Origin of the sequence: Bacillus inaquosorum (assembly GCF_023238325.1) — a bacterium.
GTDB lineage: Bacteria > Bacillota > Bacilli > Bacillales > Bacillaceae > Bacillus > Bacillus inaquosorum.
In genome coordinates this window covers 4,092,312-4,115,031 of the sequence record NZ_CP096592.1, presented here as the reverse complement: position 1 = coordinate 4,115,031, position 22,720 = coordinate 4,092,312, and the positions used below count along the sequence as shown (strand labels likewise).

Genomic DNA, 22,720 nt, shown 5'->3' with positions numbered 1-22,720 from the left:
AAAAGAGAGGGACATCCCCTCTCTTATTTCGTTTCTTCCTTCCATTTCTCATCAATCAGCATCTTCCCAGGCCATGTGTACGCCATGATGCCGCCGTCTGCGGTGATGTCCTCTCCTGTGACGTATGAGCTGTCGTCTGAAGCGAGAAACAGTGCCACTGTCGCCATTTCCTTCGGCTGGCCGAGGCGTCCGAGCGGCGTGATCCATTTGTTGGCTTCACGGAATTTTTTGCCCATTTCCTGTTCTTTGGTGCCGGCCAATTTATTAATCAGCGGTGTTTCGATTGTGCCCGGTGAAATGGAATTGACGCGGATGCCATTTCGTGCGTAATCAATCGCCATCGCTCTTGTCAGGTTGGTAATGCCGCCTTTTGCGGCGTTGTAGCCGGAACGGTCAAGATCTGCGGCCCGGCCTGACATGGAGGAGGTGTTGATGATGGAGCCTCCGTTTTCGAGCATGAGCGGAATCAGGTATTTGCTGCAAAGGAACGTGCCGCGCAGGTCGACGGCGATAATGCGGTCAAACAGGTCAACCGGATATTCGTGCACTTTTCCCCCTTCCTGGTCGACGCCGGCGTTATTAAAGAGAATATCAATCGTTCCGCAGGCGTTCTTGATTTGATCAGCAAATGCTTTCACACTGTTTTCATCTGACACATCGAGGTGAAAGGCGTCCGCCTGTCCTCCGTTTTGTCTGATCGCCTCAACTGTTTCTTTCATTTGATCTGTATTGATGTCTCCAATTATCACGCGCGCGCCCTCATTGGCAAAAACCTTTGCCGTCGCTTGTCCAATGCCTGTTGCGGCGCCTGTGATGACTGCGGTTTTGTTTTCAAGTCTTCCCATTGTACAAGTCCTCCTTTTTCTATTTGTCTTCCCTCTGTGTACAGTGATAAACATGTGAGAAAAGAACTGCCAACATATGTTAAGATGGACTAGAAATTGTTGGGAGGTTTTTGTGTGTTGAAGGTGCAGCATAAGAAGGAGCTCAAGTTTTATTGCCTCGTCACGATTCCGTCCGCGTTTGTCGTGCTGACTGTCATCTCTTTTTTATTCCAAGAGATTACGTTTCCGGTCACAGCAAGGGCATTTCTGAATGCTTCATGGCATAATCTAGTGTTTCTGATACCGTTCGGGTTGTTTTTCTACCCGGTGCATATATGGATGAAGCGGGAGTTTGGCCGCTGGAATGATGCGGAAAAAAAGAGAGGGTGATCCTCTCTTTTTTATTAGAATGACCTAGAAAAGTAGTGAAAACAAACCCAACTAATGTTAAATTTACATATATATGCATCTATCAATCTAATTGACAATTGTCACCGCATGTGATAAATAGATGCTGTAAAGAGTTTACATAACCTAACAACATATCAAAAAGGAGCGATCCAGAGTGGCGAAAAAAGAGTTTAAAGCAGAGTCCAAACGACTGCTGGATATGATGATTAACTCGATTTATACCCAAAAAGAAATTTTCCTGCGTGAGTTAATCTCCAATTCGAGTGACGCGATTGACAAAATCTATTACAAAGCGCTGACGGACGATACGCTTACGTTTGATAAAGACAGTTACTATATAAAGATCGCAGCTGACAAAAGTGCGAGAACATTAACAATCTCTGATACGGGGATTGGGATGACAAAGGACGAGCTTGAGCAGCATCTTGGAACAATTGCAAAAAGCGGCTCCCTCGCGTTTAAAAAGGAAAACGAGCTGAAAGACGGACATGACATCATCGGCCAATTCGGTGTCGGTTTTTACGCGGCGTTTATGGTTGCCGATGTCGTGACAGTCATCAGTAAGGCGCTCGGCAGCGAAGAGGCATATAAATGGGAGTCTGCGGGTGCAGACGGCTATACGATTGAGCCGTGTGAAAAGGATTCTGTCGGTACAGACATTATCCTGAAAATCAAAGAGAACACAGAAGATGATAGCTATGACGAGTTCTTAGAAGAATATCGGTTAAAAGCGATCATTAAAAAGTACTCCGACTTCATTCGCTACCCGATCAAAATGGACACAACCATTAATAAGCCGAAGGAAGGCAGCGAGAATGAATTTGAAGAGGTGCAGGAAGAACAGACGGTCAACAGCATGGTGCCGATCTGGAGAAAGAACAAAAGCGAGCTGACAGATGAGGACTACGAAAAGTTCTATGCTGAAAAGCATTACGGATTTGATAAACCGCTCACACATGTTCATATCAGTGTAGATGGAGCCGTGCGCTACAACGCGATTCTATTCATCCCTGAAAACATGCCGTTTGACTATTATTCCAAGGAATATGAGAAAGGCTTGGAGCTGTATTCCAATGGCGTGCTGATCATGAACAAATGTGCGGATCTGCTTCCGGACCACTTCAGCTTTGTGAAGGGGATGGTCGATTCTGAGGATCTGTCGCTGAACATTTCCAGAGAAATGCTCCAGCATGACCGCCAGCTGAAGCTGATTGCGAAAAACATCAGCAAAAAAATCAAAAGCGAGCTGCAAAGCCTGCTCAAAAAAGACCGAGAGAAATACGAGACGTTCTACAACTCATTCGGCAGACAGCTGAAATTCGGTGTGTACAATGATTTTGGCGCGAATAAGGATCAATTGAAGGATCTCTTATTATTCTACTCTTCTAAAGAGAAAAAACTGGTCAGCTTAGATGAGTACGTTTCCAGAATGCCTGAGGAGCAAAAATACATTTATTACGCGACCGGTGATTCATACGATCGCATTGAGAAATTGCCGCAAACGGAAATGGTCGCGGACAAAGGATATGAAATCCTCTACTTCACTGAGGACATCGATGAGTTTGCGATTAAAATGCTGGCATCTTATCAGGAAAAAGAATTCAAATCCGTATCAAGCGGAGACCTTGGCATAGACACGGATGAGGATCAAAAGCAATCCGAGGAAGAGGAAAGCAAGTACAAGGATCTGTTTGAGGAAATGAAAAACATTCTGTCAGATAAAGTGAAAAACGTCAGAATCTCAAAACGACTCAAATCACATCCGGTCTGCCTTGCTGCTGACGGCGAATTGACAATCGAGATGGAAAAAATCTTAAACGCGATGCCGGACAGCCAAAATGTAAAAGCGGAAAAAGTGCTGGAAATCAACCCGAATCATGAGGTGTTCCAAACGCTGCAGGACGCATTTGAACAGGATAAAGAAAAGCTGAGCCTGTACACAAACCTTCTGTACAATCAGGCGCTTCTCATCGAAGGCCTGCCGATTCAGGATCCTGTGGAATTTACGAACAATATTTGCAAGGTTATGGTGTAATAGAAAAAGGAATCGTCCCGTGAGGAGACGATTCCTTTTTTTATAATGTGCGCTCATTCAGCACTTGGCTTTGACTGCTTTTCTTCTTTTTAAACCGTTTTTTCAGGCTTGCTTCAATTTCTTCCAAGCTCTTTCCTTTGGTTTCCGGAACCATGTAGAGGGCGAAGAAAAAGGAGAGAAGACAAATGACTGAGAAAATCATAAAGACCCATGCGATGCCCATTGCGCTGAGCATCAGCGGGAAGACGAGCGACACGATCAGGTTGGCTGCCGATAGCACCAAAGTGGTGAATCCTGTCGCGGCTCCGCGCGCTTTGGACGGGAAGAGTTCAGGCATGAGCACCCAAACCACCGGACCCCATGTCGCCTGGTAAAATACGATATAAACGCCGAGAAAGACAACAGTCATCCACGCCGTTGATGCTGAGAGTCCCAGTGTCAGAAGCACGCCTGATAATGCGGCCAGACTCAGTGTGATGCCGACACTTCCCCAGATCAGAAGCTTTTTGCGGCCGACACGGTCAATTAAGATCATGGCAGTGATGCACATGATGACGTTGAGGACGCCGATGCCCATTGTCCCGAGCGCAGAAGCTGATGTACCAAGGCCAGCCTTCGTAAAAATGGTCGGCGCGTAGTAGATCACCGTGTTAATGCCGACAGCCTGCTGAAAAATGGCAAGGCCGACACCAATCAGAAGCATAGGGCGAATCCATTTGGCTTTCAGCACGCCGAGTGTCGTTTCTTTTTTCTCCGCTTCCCCTTGCTTCATCTCTGCCAATTCCATTTCAATATCCTTGGGATCATGAGTGATGTTCATGATTCGTTTTGCTTCTTCTTCACGGCCTCGCTTCACGAGCCACCTTGGCGATTCCGGCATAAACGCAATGCCGATCAATAAAAGCACGGCAGGCACCGCAGCCAGACCGACCATCCAGCGCCACGCTTCAAACGGTGTAAACAGATAGTTTACGATATAAGCGAGCAAAATCCCGGTGACAATCATTAGATTGTTCATTGTGCCAAGTGTACCGCGGATTTTCGTCGGCGCCATTTCTGACAGGTACACAGGCACAAGCGCTGTTGAACCGCCAACGGCCAACCCGAGAATCACCCGAGACGCAATCAGCATGCCGACTGTTTGAGAAAACGCGCAAGCGAGTGCGCCGACAATAAAAATGATGGAAAGGACAAATACAACTTTTCTCCTGCCCCAGCGATCAGAGCATGTCCCGCTTAAGGCAGAACCGAAAATTGCGCCAAGGAGCAGCATGCTGACAACCAATCCCTCTGTCAGTGTCGTTAAAGGAATATCGTTGTTGATAAACAGCAGCGCTCCAGAGATGACGCCCGTATCGTAACCGTAAAGCAGCCCTCCTAAAGCGCCGAAAAAGTAGATCATATATTTCCTTGTGTTTGTCTTCACAAATGTTCCCCCTCAGTTGTTAGGCCAATGAGTATCTCTTATGTTTAACAAAGTTAATAGATTAGTACCCTTTTCCTATCTGATTTGAAACATTTGTTTTGAAAAAACGGACATTACTTTAAAACCAAAACGCGGGGTATTGGCGATTTTTGCGCAAATTATTGATAACAAGAGCGATGATCACGATGACGACAGATCCAATGAGTACGGGAAATACTAAATAACTCCAAGCGTATGCACCTTGAATGACGACAATCGGATCTGCGCCAGCGGGAGGGTGAGTGGTTTTGGTCAGCATCATCAAGCAAATGGCAAGCCCTGTCCCCAATGCAAAGGTCCATGGATGGGCGCCGAATACGTGAAGGACAATAATCCCTGTAAGCGCGGAAATAAAATGGCCGCCAATCACATTTCTCGGCTGTGATAATGGAGCACTCCAAGCGCTAAATACGAGCACACAGCTTGCTCCAAAAGGCGCCATTAACCATAAGCTTGATGTATAAGTGGTCAACGAAGCGAGTGTCAGTATGGTGATAAATCCTCCTATAAGCCCTGTAACAGCGTCTTTGCCGTTTACCTGTAAAGGTGTTTTTCCTTTTCCTTTCATTTTCAAAAAGAAGTTGTTTTCCAAATTTATCCCTCCAGTATGTATAGAATAATAGTTAAAAAATAACCTGTCAATTTTATTTTTAATGGTTAGTTTTTCGTTTCAATAAAAAACCGTTCGCAGGGAACGGATTTTTACTCATTATTGGTTTTTTTCTGATGGCGTGAGACCTTTTGTCTGTTGCCGCATATCTTCATGGAGCACCATTTTCGCCTTCCTGTTTTATCAAGAAAAAGCAAAATGCACTTTTCGTTTGCGCACCGTTTCAGCTGTTGGATTTCTTTTGTATGAATGAGCCATAACGCATCGTAAGCGATAAGCGATAAAATGGCATCATCTGGTTTTCCATTCGGAATGCGGACGAGTTTGTCATCTATGACTTGATAAGAAAAGGGAGCGGCGGCGATTTGGTTTTGCAGGAAGGAGATAAAAGCAAGAGAAGGTTCATTGCCTTCGGCTATACGCTCAAAGTGTTTTCTTAGCTCAGCCCGGAATTGATGAATCCGTTGCAATTGTTCTTGGACTTGCGGTAGCGTAAAAGAACTGAGAAAAGGAGCTGTTTCTCCCATTATTTCTAACCACGCCATCAGATCTTTTACTGACTGGATGAGATCGTGCCGTTTATCATAGCTTATGATTTCAGTATTAACGAGATCGAGAGAAAGGTTTTGTGTGATAAGAGGGAATTGAGCATTTGCCATTGTGATCATTCCTTTCAAACTCATTGTAAGCGCCAAAACCTTTTTCACGCAAGGATATGAGTAAAAGGAGGCTTTTCTATGTTGAAAAAGCAAAAGCTTAAGAGAGTGTGCAGCAGCCAACTGGATGTTTTACCGCATATCAGTATTCAGGAGTTTCGCCAGCCTGATTCAGAATCATTCGTTTTTTACTTAACAGCTGAAAGGCCCGAAGAGAGAGCGGTTGAAGAGGTCTTTAGTTTATTACTGGAGAGGGAAGAGTATGCCGAAGCAGGCTGGGAATGGAACAGAGCGGCAATAGAGAAAAACAGAGACGCTGTATTAACGAACATACTGGAACCGGTGATAGAGCATGGGATCTTTTCGGAAATTGACGGAGCATCTGTTTTACAGCGAATCCTTACCTATGAAAATAACGGTATTCAAATTGATGAGCGGCTGTTTATAGATGAAAGCAGACATGTCGTCATCTATAATGAGTGGAATTTGTTTCTAGTGTTTGGTTATGAAGGGACAACAGCTTATCTATATGCGTGGTTTACAACAGCATAATGAAATGATCATGTGATTTTCAAGTGCGAAAAGTTAAAAAAGCCATATTGCAAATTGCGAAAAGAAAAAAATGTGTAAGTATAGCTTACAAAACAAAAACTATTTTTCTTTCTGGATATTATAATGAACCCATCTCAGAAAGGGGCCCGGTGCGATGAAGAAATCAAGAGCGGCTTTGACGATCTTTATGTTCTTTTTAGGATGGGTGTTTATGTATGCGGATCGAAACATTTTGTCCCCTGTGATGGGCAGTATCGGTGAGGAATGGGGATTAAACAATACGGAGCTGGGTCTGATGTCCACTGTGTTTTTCGCGGCGTATGCTTTTATGCAAATTCCCACCGGGTTTTTGGCGGACCGGTTCGGTCGGGTTAAGGTGCTTGTCGCCGGATATCTGCTGTTCGGCGTTGCGACATTTGCAAGCGGCTTAGCATCAGCATTTGTCTTCTTTTTGGCGATGCGTGCCCTGACCGGATTGGGAGAAGGCACGTATTACGGTTCACAGTATGGCATTTCCTCGAACATTACTCCTAAAAAATACCGCGGGCTCGTGGCGGCTTTGATTAACAGCGGGATGGCGTTTGGTATTTCTCTCGGATTTATGGCTTCCAGTTTTTTTACGTATACCTTACATAAGGGCTGGCAATACCCATTTTATATCTTTGCGGTTCCGACGGTTCTTATTGCGTTGTTGATTGGTTTGTTTGTCAGAGACAACAGCAAAAAACATCCGGTGGCGGAATCACATCCAAAAGCGGATATGAAGGTATTGTTCACGAAACAGCATATTCTTGTGTATGTGCTCATTTTTTGTTCCCTCTACGGATTTTTCGGCATGCTGACGTGGCTTCCTTACTATCTGCAGACCGCAAGAGGAGTGGATGCTGCGGATACTGGCTTTATTGCTTCTCTCGTCCCTTGGGCGTCTATCCCTGGCGCGATCCTGTTTGGATTTCTCTCTGATAAAATCAAAAGCAAAAAGCCGCTGATCATTTTTTTGGCGCTGGCTGGAGCGGTTTGTCAGTTTGTCATTCCATACGCGCACAACGGCTCTTTACTGATAGTCGGACTCATCCTCTATGGACTGTTGGGTAAACTGGCGCTTGATCCCGTTCTTATCTCTTATATGGCAGACATTACCCCGGCCTCCATGTATTCAAGGGTGTACGGCTTTTTCAATTTCAGCGGCATGCTGTCCTCTATCTTTGCGCCGTATGTGACAGGATATTTTGCCGATCAGACCGGCAGCTTGGAGCTTGGCTTTTATCTGTCTGGCGGGCTGCTGATTATAGGGGCGGTGCTCTTCCTGTTTACCGGAAAACAGACCGTTTCTGTACCTGCATATCACGTGCCGGAGGGGAAAACATCATAAAAAACCTTACTCGCACGGAGTAAGGTTTTGATGAGGACATTTTTATTCTTCTCTCTCGTTGACGAAAACCAAGGCGGAGAATCCTTTTTTCTTATCAAATTGCAATTCAACGACTGTAACGTCTGGATTGAAGTTGTGGTATTCCTCTAAGAATTGAATAATGCCTTCTGAAATGTCATCTGAATCAAGCTGCTTGTGGTGCAGGCCATATTTGGCTTCAGCGAAGAATCCTGTACGCTTGTTGTAAGACAGCTCTTTTACTTCAACGTCCTCAGGGTAAATCTCTTCTTCATTAGATATATACACACAAATCCCGTCTACAATTTCTTGCTCATTTAATACTAATTTCATTACCTAAAAGCTCCTTCTGTACGTCTTCGGTGATTTGAATGCGCGAATCAGAGCGATGACAATGAGTAAAATAATGATCAGAACGATGACATCAACGATCCAGGCAATCGGCGAAGCGCCATAAGAAACATAGCCCGGGCCTCCGACTGGATGATAGGTGTAACCCCAAGGGTGCATCATGCTGATCATAAACATGCCCGTTGTGAATCCGCTATAATAGCCAAACCATCCCGATGGCGAGAATCCTGCATTGTAGTAATGATTCACTGAAACATAACGTCCGCCAACATAAGCTTTAGACGTTTTTCCGCTGTATGTCTTTCCGCTTACTTTTGATGTGGCGCCGGAAAATGTGCCTGACGATTTTTTAGAGCTTGATGAGCTCGACTTTTCGGAAGATTTCTTTTTCAGCGAAATCGACGATGATGAATCGTCAGATGTCTTGGACTTTTTGCTTAAAGAGCTTGATCCTGAACTGTAGCTTGATTTCGGGCTGGATTTATAGCTTCCGCTGTATGACGAGCTTGAACTTCGGCTGCTGTAACTGGATGATGAGCGGCCGCTAAAACTTTTGGCATGAGAAATGGTTGATGGCAGCAGTACACCTAAAGCAACGGTTACTGCGACTAAGGCTTTTACATATTTAAGTTTCATTCTGTTTCCTCCATAGACCGCCGGAACGGCCCGTTGTTCTGAGCAGCAAATAAAAGAAGCTTTTTTATTCATATAAGTCTCTTATTCCCATCTAACGTTTCATATCTTGTTTTGCTTTTTCAATCACTTTCTTTCTGAGATAATCTACCTTTATTTTATCGGATTTATGGCTCTTTTTGTAAGCTTTTGCTTAAAATTAGTTAGATTGGAGCTACTAAAGGGCTTTCTCATCATGCAATCATAGAATGATAGATCAATTTTGCCCAAATAAAAACAGCCTTCCCAATAGAGAAGGCTGTTTTATTCTTCTTATGCGAACAGCTTATCAATAAACGAAATATCTTCCTGAGAAAGCGTCACGTCTGCTGTTTTGATGTTATCAACCAGCTGATCGGCACGTTTCGCTCCCGGGATGAGAATATCAATTTCCGGTCTTGCCAAATACCAAGCCAATACGACGTGAGGGATGTCCACGTTGTGCTTTTCGGCAATCGGCGCAAGCTTGTTGACCTTTCTGATATTTTCTTTGAAACGCTCGCCCTTGAAGTTTTCCATTTCGTTTCGCAGGTCACCCTCAGGGAACGTTGTATCTTCTGTATATTTTCCTGCCAATAATCCTGATACGAGCGGGAAGTAAGGGATAAACGAGATATTATGCTCCTTCGTATACGGGAAGAATGTGTTTTCCGCTTCACGGTTTAACAGGTTGTATTCGCCTTGCAATACATCTACCAAGCCGTCTCTGTTTGCTTCTTTCAGCTGCTCTAAAGAGAAGTTGGAGACACCGATGGAACGGATTTTTCCGGCTTGCTTCATTTCATTTAGTGCGTTAACTGCTTCATCCTTCGGCGTATGTTCGTCCGGGAAGTGAATGTAGAACAAATCGATATAATCCGTATTCAAACGCTTCAGGCTTTCATCAACTGATTTCTTAAGAAATTCTGGTGAATTATCAAAGACAAAATCATTTCCTTGTTTTCTGTGCGCGGCTTTTGTTGCGATGACAACATCTTCACGGTTAAATTCGCGCAGCACTTCACCAATTAATTCTTCGGAACGGCCGATCCCGTAAATGTAAGCGGTATCTAACATCGTCACGCCATTACGGATTGCCTCGCGCACCAATTCTTTTCCGGTTTCTTCATTCAGGTTCGGGTAGAGGTTGTGTCCTCCGACAGCATTTGTTCCTAATCCGATAGGGAATACCTGCAAGTCTGATTTTCCGAGCTTTGCTTTTTTCATGATCTGCCTCCTAGAATAAAATGGATGAAAGACTCTCAACACTATTGTAAACGTTAGGCCAGATGAATGCTGATTTGGTGCTCATTGCAGTACTGTGTGTACTCGTCATCTAATGGCTGAGATGTCACAATGCAATGCAGCCTGTCAAACGGCGCATACGTCAGAAGCGTTGATTTTCCGAATTTTGAATGGTCAGCCAATAAATACACTTCTTTTGCTTTTTCCGAAATCCTCTTTTTAATTTCGTACTCCAGCAGATCCGAATTGGTCAATCCGTGTGTCAGCGTCGTTCCGGTAGCGGACATAAAGGCTTTGTTGATATTGTACTTATCAAGCATAGCCGGGTCGTCCATGCCGACAAAGGAGCGCGTTTTTCTCTTATAGTTGTTTCCGATCATGATTAAGTTGATATTCTTCAAAGCTGAAGCCGCATTGATAATGTCTAAACTGTTAGTTAAAATGGTGACATTTTTGGCCGGATCAAGCGTATCGAGAATAGACTTTGTTGTCGTTCCTGAATCAATGAAGATCAAATCGTGATCTTCAATAAAACGGGAAGCATAATGGGCAATTTTTGTTTTTTCATCTTGGTGCTGAATGGTGCGATTCTCAAAAGGAACTAATGCGGTTTTCTCAATAGATGTTACGCCGCCGTATACTTTTTCAATCGCACCCTTTTCTGTTAACTTGTTGATATCACGTCTGACTGTGTTTTTGGAGACATTGAACACTTGGCACAGCTCATCTAAGGAAACAGTGCCATGCGATAAAATGTACTCTTCCATTTCCTGAATCCGCATCAGTTTCATATTAAAAAACTCCTTCTTGAATCTTTACGTAACATAAATATATAATAAAAACCAAAAGTTGATCAATAGTTGCTAAAAAAATGATAACATCGGTGTATATCTTTTGCAAGATTCGACGGGCTTCTCGTGACTCTCTTAATTGATCAGAAGATTAATATAATAAAAATAATGAAAAAATTTAGTGTTTATGATTGACTTATGGGTATTATGCGATTAGAATATAACCAAGAAATGACCAAAAAGTAACCTGATGTGTATGAAATGGTTGCTTGTATCTAAAATTGCATCATCACCATTTATTTTTTTGGTTTTTTTGAAAGCGTTTAATTCTTGGCTTACTGAAACAGTGGATATTGATATGAATCTATCCTGAACCACCCATACAAGTGTATGTGTTTACTAATGAAGGAGGCAATAAGAATGGCAGAAATCAGAAAATTAAAAAACTACATCAACGGTGAATGGGTTGAAAGCAAAACAGATAAATATGAAGACGTTGTGAATCCGGCGACGAAAGAAGTGCTGTGCCAAGTGCCGATTTCAACAAAAGAGGATATTGATTACGCTGCGCAAAAAGCGGCTGAGGCATTTAAAACATGGTCAAAAGTGGCGGTTCCGCGCCGTGCCAGAATTCTATTTAACTTCCAGCAGCTGCTGTCTCAGCATAAAGAAGAACTTGCTCATCTGATTACGATTGAAAATGGAAAAAACACAAAAGAAGCTCTTGGAGAAGTAGGACGCGGAATTGAAAACGTAGAATTCGCAGCTGGAGCACCTTCCCTGATGATGGGTGACTCACTTGCTTCCATCGCAACAGATGTTGAAGCTGCCAACTACCGCTACCCAATCGGAGTTGTCGGCGGAATCGCGCCTTTCAACTTCCCGATGATGGTTCCTTGCTGGATGTTCCCGATGGCAATCGCGCTCGGCAACACATTTATTTTAAAACCATCTGAGCGGACACCGCTGTTAACAGAGAAATTGGTTGAGCTTTTTGAAAAAGCGGGCCTTCCGAAAGGGGTATTCAACGTCGTATACGGTGCGCATGACGTTGTGAACGGCATCCTCGAGCATCCTGAAATTAAAGCGATCTCATTCGTAGGCTCCAAGCCAGTCGGCGAGTACGTCTACAAAAAAGGAAGCGAAAACTTAAAACGCGTTCAATCTCTGACAGGCGCGAAAAACCATACGATTGTCCTGAACGATGCGAATCTCGAAGATACGATCACAAACATCATCGGAGCAGCCTTCGGTTCGGCTGGTGAACGCTGCATGGCTTGTGCGGTTGTAACAGTTGAAGAAGGAATCGCTGATGAGTTTATGGCGAAGCTGCAGGAAAAAGTGGCTGACATTAAAATCGGTAACGGCCTTGATGACGGCGTATTCTTAGGACCGGTTATTCGCGAAGACAACAAGAAGCGCACGCTCAGCTACATTGAAAAAGGGCTCGAAGAAGGCGCGAGACTCGTTTGTGACGGACGTGAAAATGTATCTGACGACGGCTACTTTGTCGGCCCGACGATCTTTGACAATGTCACGACAGAGATGACGATCTGGAAAGATGAAATTTTTGCTCCGGTCTTGTCAGTCATCCGCGTGAAAAACCTGAAAGAAGCGATCGAAATTGCCAATAAGTCTGAGTTTGCGAACGGTGCCTGCCTGTTCACATCCAACTCAAACGCAATCCGCTACTTCCGTGAAAACATTGATGCGGGAATGCTCGGCATCAACCTGGGTGTGCCTGCTCCAATGGCATTCTTCCCATTCTCAGGCTGGAAGTCTTCATTCTTTGGAACGCTGCATGCGAACGGAAAAGACAGCGTTGACTTCTATACGCGTAAAAAAGTGGTTACGGCAAGATATCCAGCACCTGATTTCAACTAAACGACGAACAGCCGAACGGCGTCTATGTGCGCTGTTCGGACTCATTCTACCAATAGAAAGAGGAGGGCTTCACTATGAGTTATTTGTTGCGTAAGCCGCAGTCGAATGAAGTGTCTAATGGGGTCAAACTGGTGCACGAAGTAACGAAATCCAACTCTGATCTCACCTATGTAGAGTTTAAAGTGTTAGATCTCGCTTCCGGTTCCAGCTATGCAGAAGAATTGAAAAAACAGGAAATCTGTATTGTCGCGGTAACGGGAAACATTACAGTGACCGATCACGAGTCGACTTTTGAGAATATCGGCACACGTGAAAGCGTATTCGAACGAAAACCGACAGACAGCGTCTATATGTCAAATGACCGTTCCTTTGAGATCACAGCGGTCAGCGACGCAAGAGTGGCGCTTTGCTATTCTCCATCGGAAAAACAGCTTCCGACAAAGCTGATCAAAGCGGAAGACAATGGCATTGAGCATCGCGGGAAGTTTTCAAACAAACGTACTGTTCACAACATTCTTCCGGATTCAGACCCTTCAGCTAACAGCCTATTAGTAGTTGAAGTCTATACAGACAGCGGCAACTGGTCCAGCTATCCGCCTCATAAACATGATCAAGACAATTTGCCGGAGGAATCTTTTTTAGAAGAAACGTACTACCATGAGTTAGACCCGGGACAGGGCTTTGTGTTTCAGCGTGTATACACAGATGACCGCTCGATTGACGAGACAATGACTGTAGAAAATGAAAACGTTGTCATCGTTCCTGCAGGATACCACCCGGTAGGCGTGCCGGACGGATACACATCCTACTATTTAAATGTCATGGCAGGGCCGACGCGGAAATGGAAGTTTCATAATGACCCGGCGCATGAGTGGATTTTAGAACGTTAACAAGTGAGGAGTGGCTGTTTACGATGAAGTATACATTCAATGAAGAGAAGGCTTTTGATATTGTTGCCATCGGCCGGGCATGTATTGATCTGAACGCAGTCGAATACAACCGCCCAATGGAAGAAACGATGACATTTTCGAAATATGTCGGCGGTTCACCTGCGAATATCGCGATCGGCAGCGCGAAGCTTGGCTTAAAAGCGGGCTTCATCGGCAAAATTCCAGATGACCAGCATGGAAGATTCATAGAGTCCTATATGAGAAATACCGGCGTTGACACAACACAGATGATTGTGGATCAAGATGGCCACAAAGCAGGCCTTGCATTTACAGAAATTCTCAGCCCAGAGGAATGCAGCATCTTAATGTATCGCGATGATGTGGCGGATCTTTATCTTGAGCCTTCCGAGGTAAGCGAGGACTATATCGCAAATGCGAAAATGCTGCTTGTTTCCGGGACAGCGCTCGCCAAAAGCCCATCACGGGAAGCGGTGTTAAAAGCTGTTCAATATGCGAAAAAGCATCAGGTTAAAGTGGTGTTCGAACTGGATTATCGCCCGTATACGTGGCAGTCAGCGGATGAAACAGCCGTTTACTATTCTTTGGTCGCCGAGCAGTCTGATATCGTCATCGGCACACGTGATGAATTTGATGTAATGGAAAACCGCACAGGCGGAAGCAATGAAGAATCCGTCAATCATTTATTTGATCATTCAGCCGACCTCGTTGTCATCAAACACGGCGTTGAAGGCTCTTACGCATACAGCAAATCCGGCGAGGTATTCCGCGCCCAAGCGTACAAGACAAAAGTGCTGAAAACCTTTGGAGCCGGTGACTCCTACGCGTCAGCCTTTATCTATGGCCTTGTCAGCGGAAAAGACATCGAAACGGCATTGAAATACGGCAGCGCTTCAGCCTCCATTGTGGTGAGCAAGCACAGTTCGTCAGAAGCGATGCCGACTGCAGATGAAATCGTACAGCTTATTGAAGCACAGTCATAATTGAAAAAGATCGAGTAAAGGTGGGATCGTTTGTGGGTAAGAAAATTCGCTTAACAACAGCACAAGCGCTGATTAAATTCTTAAACCAGCAGTACATCCATGTAGATGGAAAGGAAGAGCCTTTCGTTGAAGGGATTTTCACGATTTTCGGTCATGGAAACGTATTAGGGATCGGCCAGGCGCTTGAGCAGGATGCAGGCCATTTGAAAGTCTATCAAGGGAAAAACGAACAAGGAATGGCCCATGCCGCAATGGCGTACAGCAAGCAAATGCTGAGAAGAAAAATATATGCGGTCTCTACATCCGTCGGACCGGGAGCTGCTAACTTAGTGGCGGCAGCCGGCACTGCATTGGCAAATAATATCCCAGTTCTCTTAATTCCGGCAGATACATTTGCGACAAGACAGCCAGACCCTGTACTGCAGCAAATGGAGCAAGAATACAGTGCGGCGATTACAACAAACGATGCATTGAAACCTGTATCGAGATACTGGGACCGCATTACGCGCCCTGAGCAGCTCATGAGCAGTTTACTGCGCGCGTTTGAAGTCATGACTGATCCGGCAAAAGCAGGTCCGGCAACGATTTGCATTTCTCAGGATGTTGAAGGAGAAGCATACGACTTTGATGAAAGTTTCTTCGTCAAACGGGTTCACTATATTGATCGCATGCAGCCGAGCGAGCGCGAGCTTCAAGGTGCGGCGGAGCTGATTAAAGCCAGCAAAAATCCTGTGATCCTCGTCGGCGGAGGCGCAAAATACTCCGGTTCGCGCGATGAATTGGTTGCCATTTCTGAAGCGTATAACATTCCGTTAGTTGAAACGCAGGCAGGAAAGTCGACAGTTGAAGCTGATTTTGCGAACAACCTCGGCGGAATGGGCATCACAGGTACACTTGCGGCAAATAAAGCGGCCCGCCAAGCTGATTTGATTATCGGTATCGGTACAAGATATACGGATTTTGCGACATCCTCTAAGACCGCTTTTGATTTTGATAAAGCGAAGTTCCTGAACATCAATGTCAGCCGAATGCAGGCGTATAAACTAGACGCGTTCCAAGTGGTAGCGGATGCGAAAGTGACGCTTGGCAAACTGCATGGTTTGCTTGAAGGCTATAAGAGCGAATTCGGCTCCACGATCAAGGAGCTGAAGGACGAATGGCTTGCTGAACGCGAACGCCTCAGCAAAGTGACGTTTAAACGGGAAGCGTTTGATCCGGAAATCAAAAATCATTTCTCTCAGGAGATTCTAAATGAATACGCTGACGCGTTGAACACTGAGCTGCCGCAAACAACGGCATTGCTGACAATCAACGAGACGATTCCTGAAGACAGCGTGATCATCTGTTCAGCAGGTTCCCTTCCAGGAGATTTGCAGCGTTTGTGGCATTCTAATGTTCCGAATACGTATCACCTGGAGTACGGGTATTCCTGCATGGGCTATGAAGTGTCCGGCACACTGGGGCTTAAATTGGCCCACCCTGACAGAGAAGTGTATTCCATTGTCGGAGACGGCAGCTTCCTGATGCTTCACTCCGAGCTGATCACGGCGATTCAGTACAACAAGAAAATCAATGTGCTGCTCTTTGACAACTCTGGTTTTGGATGTATCAACAACCTTCAAATGGATCATGGCAGCGGCAGCTACTATTGTGAGTTCCGCACAGATGATAACCAAATTTTGAATGTTGATTACGCGAAAGTTGCTGAGGGATACGGTGCAAAATCCTACCGTGCCAACACAGTAGAAGAGTTAAAAGCGGCGTTAGAGGATGCGAAGAAACAGGACGTATCAACGTTAATTGAAATGAAGGTTCTGCCAAAAACAATGACTGACGGCTATGACAGCTGGTGGCATGTCGGCGTAGCAGAAGTGTCTGAACAAGAAAGCGTTCAGAAGGCATACGAAGCAAAAGAAAAAATGCTGGAATCTGCGAAGCAGTATTAGAGGGGAGGCTCATAGATGGGCAAAGAAAAAATCCTGTGGGGCATTGCTCCTATTGGGTGGCGGAATGATGACATTCCTGAAATCGGAGCGGGAAACACACTTCAGCATTTGTTAAGTGATATCGTTGTCGCACGTTTTCAAGGTACGGAAGTCGGGGGCTTTTTCCCCGAACCGGCCATCCTGAACAAAGAGTTGAAACTTCGAAATTTAAGAATCGCGGGAAAATGGTTCAGCAGCTTTATCTTGCGTGACGGACTCGGTGAAGCGGCAAAGGCATTTACCCTGCATTGTGAGTATTTGCAACAAGTAAACGCGGATGTCGCAGTTGTCTCTGAACAAACACACAGTGTGCAAAGCTTGGAGAAAAATGTGTTCACAGAGAAGCCGCACTTTACGGATGATGAATGGGAACGGCTTTGCGAAGGGCTGAATCACCTTGGCAAAATTGCTGATCAGCATGGCTTGAAGCTTGTGTATCATCACCATCTTGGCACTGGCATCCAAACAGCAGAAGAAGTGGACCGCCTGATGGAAGGAACAGACCCTGCGCATGTACACCTCCTCTATGATACAGGCCATGCGTATATTTCTGACGGCGACTACATGGGAATGCTTGAGAAGCATATCAATCGCATTAAGCATGTGCATTTTAAAGATGCCCGCCTGAATGTCATGGAACAATGCAGGCTTGGAGGGGAATCGTTTCGACAAGCATTTTTAAAAGGCATGTTCACGGTTCCCGGTGATGGATGCATTGACTTTAGAGAAGTATATCAGCTGCTGTTGAAGCACGATTACTCCGGATGGATTGTCGTTGAAGCTGAACAGGACCCCGATGTAGCTAACCCACTTGAGTATGCATTGATCGCGAGAAACTATATTGATGAGCAGTTGTTGGATCTGGCTTAATGGGGACTGGATATATGGGCAATACCAATGCAGAATCGGCCTTCAATAAACGGACAATCGCGGCAGCATTGGCCAACTATATTGATGCCGGTTCGATTGTGGCTGGATCTGCCGGTTTATCGTTATGGGTCAGTTATCTAAAGCTATCTGATACACAAATCGGGCTGCTCGGCGCGCTAAGCGCAAATGCAATTTCTGCCGCTGTCGGCGCCCTGCTTGGCGGGTATCTGGCTGATAAAGTCGGGCGGAAGGCTGTTTATACCAATAGCATGCTGGTTTATGCATTAGGGATTTGTTTGGTTCTGTTTGGGGTTAATTTCCCCATGTTGTTAAGCGGTTACATGATTATCGGTTTATCAGTGGGAGCCGACATTACCGCATCATGGACCATTATTGCAGAAAATGCGCCAAAGAAAAATCGGGCCCGCCATTGCGGCGTGGCACAAGTCGCCTGGGCCGCGGGCGCTGTCGTTGTGCTGCTTCTCTCCGTACTGGTCGGTGATTTAGGCCTCTTGGGGAATAAAATCGTATTTGCCCATCTGCTTGTCATTGCGCTGATTACGTACATCCTGAGAATCAGGCTTCCCGAGTCAGATGCGTGGCAGCAGAAAAATCATCCCGCAGACATACAAACAGAGAAGCCGGCCGTACTGGACAAAACATCGTATTTTGATTTGCTCAAGCCAATGTATCTAAAAAGCATACTGTTTTTGATGGGTGTGTACTTGGTTTGGAATTTAGCCGCCGGTGTGATGGGCTTCTTTATGCCATACATTTATCAGCAGGTCGGCGGTGTATCTGCCAACATGGCAAACCTTTTGCAAATGGGACTGTTTATCTTCACAGGGTTGGGGGTCGCTTTCATCTTCATGCCCTTTGCCGACAAATATAGAAAAACCGTATTCGGAATCGCCGCTTTTATGGCGGTGATCGGATGGACGCTGTTTCTGCTGCCGGTTGAAGGCCTGCCGATTCTGCTCCTGTTTATTGTCGTGATCGGCATCAATAACGGAGCCGGGCAGCAAGCCAACTATCAGTTATGGGCCAGTGAAATCTTTCCTACGCAATATCGTGCTTCTGCACAAGGACTAATGTTTTTCCTCGTACGTATTTCAATAGGGATTTGGAGTCTGTTTGTCCCAATGATTATGACCAATTTCGGCATTGGAACGATGGCTGCAATTCTCCTCGGATGTGTGACGGCCAGTATGATCATCGGGCTTCTCTTCGCGCCGAATACGTCTGGCAAGTCGCTTGAACAAATTCAAGAGGAACTCTACGGATCTCCTCAGAGCCAAGTAAAGCAAGGAACAGAAAGCAAAATGATGTAACCAACAGAAGGAGTGGCTGTCAATGAGTTTACGTATTGGCGTAATTGGAACTGGAGCAATCGGAAAAGAACATATTAACCGCATCACGAACAAGTTGTCCGGCGCAGAAATCGTTGCTGTAACGGATGTCAATCAAGAAACTGCACAAAAGGTTGTTGAGCAATACCAATTAAACGCGACGGTTTATCCGAATGATGACATCCTGCTTGCAGACGAAAATGTAGATGCTGTCTTAGTGACTAGCTGGGGGCCTGCGCATGAATCGAGTGTGCTGAAAGCCATTAAAGCCCAGAAATATGTGTTCTGTGAAAAGCCGCTCGCGACAACGGCTGAAGGATGCATGCGCATCGTTGAAGAGGAAATGAAAGTGGGCAAACGCCTTGTTCAAGTCGGCTTCATGCGCCGTTATGACAGCGGTTACGTACAGCTGAAGGAAGCGCTCGACAACCATGTCATCGGCGAGCCGCTTATGATTCACTGCGCACACCGCAACCCGACTGTGGGAGATAACTACACAACGGATATGGCCGTAGTTGATACGCTTGTTCATGAAATTGATGTGCTGCACTGGCTCGTCAATGATGACTACGAGTCCGTTCAAGTTATCTATCCGAAGAAATCGAAAAATGCGCTTCCGCATTTAAAAGATCCGCAAATTGTATTGATTGAAACTAAAGGCGGCATCGTCATCAATGCTGAAATCTATGTGAACTGTAAATACGGCTATGACATTCAATGTGAAATCGTCGGAGAAGACGGCGTCATCAAGCTTCCTGAACCATCAAGCATCAGCATGAGAAAAGAAGGAAAATTCAGCACAGATATTCTGATGGATTGGCAGAGACGCTTTGTGGCTGCGTACGATGTGGAAATCCAAGACTTCATTGATTCGATTCAAAAGAAAGGCGAGGTCAGCGGACCGACGGCATGGGACGGCTACATTGCTGCCGTTACCACTGACGCGTGTGTAAAAGCCCAGGAATCTGGACAAAAAGAAAAGGTTGAATTGAAGGAAAAACCGGAATTCTATCAATCTTTTACAACAGTAGAAAACTAAAAAAAGAGGAGTGAAAACATGAAATTAGCATTAGATCCATCAATGTATCGAGATGATTTAACGTTAGAGGAAATGGTCTATAAAACGGCGGAGCTTGGTTATGAATATATCGAACTATCGCCGCGCGAGGATTTTTGTCCATTCTATAAATATCCGAAAGTCGATTCAGCAAAGATCAAACAATTAAAGCGGCTTTTAAGGGATACAGGTGTTAAGCTTTCATCGCTCCTTCCTCTTTACCACTGGGCGGGTCCTGAAGAAGACCGCCGTCAGGCTGCAGTGCGCAATTGGAAAAGGGCGATCGAAATTGCGGTTGAACTAGAAGTGGATTTGATGAACAGTGAATTCAGCGGTTCAAAATATGATCCTTTAACAAGTGAAGAAAAATTTATCAAATCCATGGATGAGCTTCTGCCAGTCTTTGAAAAAGAAGGCATTAAACTCAATCTTCAAGCCCATCCGTACGATTTTATCGAAACGCACAAAGGTGCGATGGATATGATCCGCGCGCTTGACAAGGATTGGATCAATCTTGTCTACTCGACTGCGCATACGTTCTTCTATGATGACGGCAAAGGCGACATCGAGACCATGTTTGACGAAGCCGGCGACCGCCTCACACACGTTTTATTTGCAGATACCTTTAATCATAAAGCGGCTCACGGCCTGCGCTACATCGTCAATCCGCCTGACGCGAAAGTAACGGTTCACCAGCATTTGGACATTGGCCAAGGCGAGGTTGATTTTGAGACGATTTTCAGAAAGCTGAGAGAGATGAAGTTCGACGGAATTGCGACAAATGCCGTTTTTGCTTGGGTCGACGAAAGAGCAGATGAATCAAGCCGATTTATGCTTCGAAAAATGAAAGAAGAATTAGGTCTGGCATAAGCTGAGCATGGAGTTCGGCGGGATATGGCGAACAGCCCTCCTGCCGAACTCCCTTCATATCTAAAACGCAGATGGGGGAGTCTGACATGAAACTTTGTTTTAATGAAGCTACAACATTGGAAAACTCAAACCTTAAACAGGATTTAGAACTATGTGAAAAGCATGGCTATGATTATATTGAAATCCGCACAATGGATAAGCTGCCGGAGTACTTAAAAGACCATTCTTTGGATGATCTTGCGGAATATTTTCAAACCCATCACATCAAACCTCTTGCCTTAAACGCACTCGTGTTCTTCAACAACCGTGATGAAAAGGGCCACAATGAGATCATCGCTGAATTTAAAGGCATGATGGAAACGTGCAAAACCCTCGGTGTGAAATATGTCGTGGCCGTTCCGCTTGTGACTGAGCAGAAGATTGTAAAAGAAGAGATCAAAAAGAGCAGTGTAGAGGTGCTGACTGAGCTTTCAGATATCGCGGAGCCGTACGGCGTAAAAATCGCGCTTGAATTTGTCGGCCACCCGCAATGTACGGTCAATACGTTTGAACAGGCGTACGACATCGTAAACACAGTCAACCGTGACAATGTCGGGCTTGTCCTTGACAGTTTCCACTTTCATGCAATGGGTTCAAATATTGAAAGCTTAAAGCAGGCGGACGGAAAGAAAATTTTCATCTATCATATCGACGATACGGAAGATTTCCCAATCGGCTTTTTAACGGATGAGGATCGTGTGTGGCCGGGCCAAGGTGCGATTGACTTAGATGCCCACTTATCAGCCCTCAAGGAAATCGGCTTCTCTGATGTTGTATCGGTTGAGCTCTTCCGGCCTGAATACTATAAGCTGAGTGCTGAGGAAGCCATTCAAACAGCGAAAAAAACAACGGTTGATGTCGTATCAAAATACTTCAACATGTAATGGATAAAGGAGGGGTGGACATGGCTTTTGTATCGATGAAAGAGCTTCTTGAAGATGCAAAGCGGGAGCAATATGCAGTCGGCCAGTTTAATATCAACGGCCTGCAGTGGACGAAGGCGATTTTACAGGCGGCGCAAAAGGAGCAATCACCGGTCATCGCCGCGGCTTCCGATCGCCTGGTTGACTATTTAGGCGGATTTAAAACGATTGCCGCCATGGTCGGCGCGTTAATGGAGGACATGGCGATTACCGTTCCGGTCGTGCTTCATCTCGATCACGGAAGCAGTGCGGAACGCTGCAGACAGGCTATTGATGCCGGATTCAGCTCAGTGATGATTGACGGCTCCCATCAGCCGATTGACGAGAATATCGTGATGACAAAAGAAGTCACCGATTATGCCGGAAAGCACGGCGTGTCAGTAGAAGCTGAAGTCGGCACGGTCGGCGGAATGGAAGACGGACTGGTCGGCGGGGTCCGCTATGCCGATATCACGGAATGTGAGCGGATCGTCAAAGAAACCAATATCGACGCGCTGGCCGCGGCCCTCGGCTCTGTACACGGCAAATATCAGGGTGAGCCGAATCTCGGATTTAAGGAAATGGAGGCTATCTCCCGCATGACTGATATTCCCCTCGTTCTTCACGGGGCATCCGGGATTCCGCAGGATCAGATCAAAAAAGCCATCACGCTCGGCCACGCGAAGATCAATATCAATACGGAATGTATGGTAGCCTGGGCAGATGAAACACGCCGCATGTTTCAGGAAAACAGCGATCTGTACGAACCGCGCGGCTATATGACACCCGGCATTGAAGCTGTGGAAGAGACAGTGCGAAGCAAAATGAGAGAGTTCGGATCAGCCGGTAAAGCAGCTAAGCAGCAGGTCGGCTGAAGAGACCAGAAACCGCC

22 protein-coding genes are annotated in these 22,720 nt (G+C 45.5%); 14 read left to right on the top strand and 8 right to left on the bottom strand.

What is annotated here, in order from left to right:
* Positions 1-23 precede the first annotated feature (23 nt).
* Positions 24-845 (bottom strand): SDR family oxidoreductase, encoded by an 822-nt coding sequence (locus tag M1M80_RS20865; protein ID WP_060399898.1) that lies wholly within the window; start codon positions 843-845, stop codon positions 24-26.
* A 117-nt stretch (positions 846-962) separates the two neighbouring features.
* Between M1M80_RS20865 and M1M80_RS20860 the strand changes: the two genes are divergently transcribed.
* Complete coding sequence (locus M1M80_RS20860) at positions 963-1,214, top strand: hypothetical protein (RefSeq protein WP_060400076.1); 252 nt, start codon at positions 963-965, stop codon at positions 1,212-1,214.
* Positions 1,215-1,389: 175 nt separating this feature from the next.
* On the top strand, positions 1,390-3,270 hold the full coding sequence (gene htpG / locus M1M80_RS20855; RefSeq protein WP_060399897.1) for a molecular chaperone HtpG: 1,881 nt from the start codon (positions 1,390-1,392) through the stop codon (positions 3,268-3,270).
* Positions 3,271-3,310: 40 nt separating this feature from the next.
* On the opposite strand, the gene M1M80_RS20850 is transcribed toward htpG, so the two are convergent.
* From M1M80_RS20850 to M1M80_RS20840, 3 genes are all read right to left on the bottom strand, one after another.
* Positions 3,311-4,696, bottom strand: a complete 1,386-nt coding sequence (locus M1M80_RS20850) for a sugar porter family MFS transporter (protein ID WP_060399896.1) — start codon at positions 4,694-4,696, stop codon at positions 3,311-3,313.
* 118 nt (positions 4,697-4,814) lie between these two features.
* Positions 4,815-5,303 carry an HPP family protein gene (locus M1M80_RS20845; RefSeq protein WP_248596987.1) on the bottom strand — a complete coding sequence of 163 codons (489 nt, stop codon included), beginning with the start codon at positions 5,301-5,303 and terminating at the stop codon, positions 4,815-4,817.
* A gap of 134 nt (positions 5,304-5,437) precedes the next feature.
* On the bottom strand, positions 5,438-6,004 hold the full coding sequence (locus M1M80_RS20840) for a CGNR zinc finger domain-containing protein (RefSeq protein WP_080429071.1): 567 nt from the start codon (positions 6,002-6,004) through the stop codon (positions 5,438-5,440).
* Between the two features lie 78 nt (positions 6,005-6,082).
* On the opposite strand from M1M80_RS20840, the gene M1M80_RS20835 reads away from it, so the two are divergent.
* Both M1M80_RS20835 and M1M80_RS20830 read left to right on the top strand, forming a co-directional pair.
* Complete coding sequence (locus M1M80_RS20835) at positions 6,083-6,553, top strand: hypothetical protein (protein WP_060399893.1); 471 nt, start codon at positions 6,083-6,085, stop codon at positions 6,551-6,553.
* A gap of 154 nt (positions 6,554-6,707) precedes the next feature.
* Positions 6,708-7,925: an MFS transporter gene (locus M1M80_RS20830; protein ID WP_060399892.1), complete on the top strand. Its 1,218-nt coding sequence runs from the start codon at positions 6,708-6,710 to the stop codon at positions 7,923-7,925.
* A 42-nt stretch (positions 7,926-7,967) separates the two neighbouring features.
* Here M1M80_RS20830 and M1M80_RS20825 read toward each other — a convergent pair whose 3' ends face one another.
* The 4 genes from M1M80_RS20825 to iolR all read right to left on the bottom strand — a co-directional run bounded on the left by M1M80_RS20825 (position 7,968) and on the right by iolR (position 10,981).
* Entirely contained in the window at positions 7,968-8,276 is a 309-nt protein-coding gene (locus M1M80_RS20825) for a DUF2653 family protein (protein WP_060399891.1), read from the bottom strand.
* Between the two features lie 3 nt (positions 8,277-8,279).
* Positions 8,280-8,930, bottom strand: coding sequence for a hypothetical protein (locus tag M1M80_RS20820; RefSeq protein WP_060400075.1), 651 nt, complete (start codon positions 8,928-8,930; stop codon positions 8,280-8,282).
* A 309-nt stretch (positions 8,931-9,239) separates the two neighbouring features.
* Positions 9,240-10,172: an aldo/keto reductase gene (locus M1M80_RS20815; RefSeq protein ID WP_060399890.1), complete on the bottom strand. Its 933-nt coding sequence runs from the start codon at positions 10,170-10,172 to the stop codon at positions 9,240-9,242.
* A 53-nt stretch (positions 10,173-10,225) separates the two neighbouring features.
* Complete coding sequence (iolR, locus tag M1M80_RS20810) at positions 10,226-10,981, bottom strand: myo-inositol utilization transcriptional regulator IolR (RefSeq protein WP_003236399.1); 756 nt, start codon at positions 10,979-10,981, stop codon at positions 10,226-10,228.
* 420 nt (positions 10,982-11,401) lie between these two features.
* Between iolR and iolA the strand changes: the two genes are divergently transcribed.
* From iolA to iolJ, 10 genes are all read left to right on the top strand, one after another.
* Positions 11,402-12,865 (top strand): methylmalonate-semialdehyde dehydrogenase, encoded by a 1,464-nt coding sequence (iolA, locus tag M1M80_RS20805; protein WP_060399889.1) that lies wholly within the window; start codon positions 11,402-11,404, stop codon positions 12,863-12,865.
* A gap of 74 nt (positions 12,866-12,939) precedes the next feature.
* Positions 12,940-13,755 (top strand): 5-deoxy-glucuronate isomerase, encoded by an 816-nt coding sequence (gene iolB / locus M1M80_RS20800; RefSeq protein WP_060399888.1) that lies wholly within the window; start codon positions 12,940-12,942, stop codon positions 13,753-13,755.
* A 23-nt stretch (positions 13,756-13,778) separates the two neighbouring features.
* A complete protein-coding gene (iolC, locus tag M1M80_RS20795; protein WP_019259953.1) occupies positions 13,779-14,756 on the top strand; it encodes a 5-dehydro-2-deoxygluconokinase in 978 nt (325 codons plus the stop codon).
* Between the two features lie 32 nt (positions 14,757-14,788).
* Positions 14,789-16,702, top strand: coding sequence for a 3D-(3,5/4)-trihydroxycyclohexane-1,2-dione acylhydrolase (decyclizing) (gene iolD / locus M1M80_RS20790; RefSeq protein WP_060399887.1), 1,914 nt, complete (start codon positions 14,789-14,791; stop codon positions 16,700-16,702).
* 15 nt (positions 16,703-16,717) lie between these two features.
* Positions 16,718-17,611, top strand: a complete 894-nt coding sequence (gene iolE, locus M1M80_RS20785; protein WP_060399886.1) for a myo-inosose-2 dehydratase — start codon at positions 16,718-16,720, stop codon at positions 17,609-17,611.
* A 14-nt stretch (positions 17,612-17,625) separates the two neighbouring features.
* Positions 17,626-18,942: a myo-inositol transporter IolF gene (gene iolF, locus M1M80_RS20780; protein WP_060399885.1), complete on the top strand. Its 1,317-nt coding sequence runs from the start codon at positions 17,626-17,628 to the stop codon at positions 18,940-18,942.
* A 22-nt stretch (positions 18,943-18,964) separates the two neighbouring features.
* Positions 18,965-19,999: a bifunctional inositol 2-dehydrogenase/D-chiro-inositol 1-dehydrogenase gene (gene iolG / locus M1M80_RS20775; RefSeq protein ID WP_060399884.1), complete on the top strand. Its 1,035-nt coding sequence runs from the start codon at positions 18,965-18,967 to the stop codon at positions 19,997-19,999.
* A gap of 18 nt (positions 20,000-20,017) precedes the next feature.
* Positions 20,018-20,887: a sugar phosphate isomerase/epimerase family protein gene (locus M1M80_RS20770; RefSeq protein ID WP_003236377.1), complete on the top strand. Its 870-nt coding sequence runs from the start codon at positions 20,018-20,020 to the stop codon at positions 20,885-20,887.
* A gap of 86 nt (positions 20,888-20,973) precedes the next feature.
* Complete coding sequence (gene iolI / locus M1M80_RS20765; protein ID WP_060399883.1) at positions 20,974-21,810, top strand: 2-keto-myo-inositol isomerase; 837 nt, start codon at positions 20,974-20,976, stop codon at positions 21,808-21,810.
* Positions 21,811-21,830: 20 nt separating this feature from the next.
* Positions 21,831-22,703 (top strand): 6-phospho-5-dehydro-2-deoxy-D-gluconate aldolase, encoded by an 873-nt coding sequence (gene iolJ, locus M1M80_RS20760; RefSeq protein ID WP_060399882.1) that lies wholly within the window; start codon positions 21,831-21,833, stop codon positions 22,701-22,703.
* Positions 22,704-22,720: the final 17 nt, after the last annotated feature.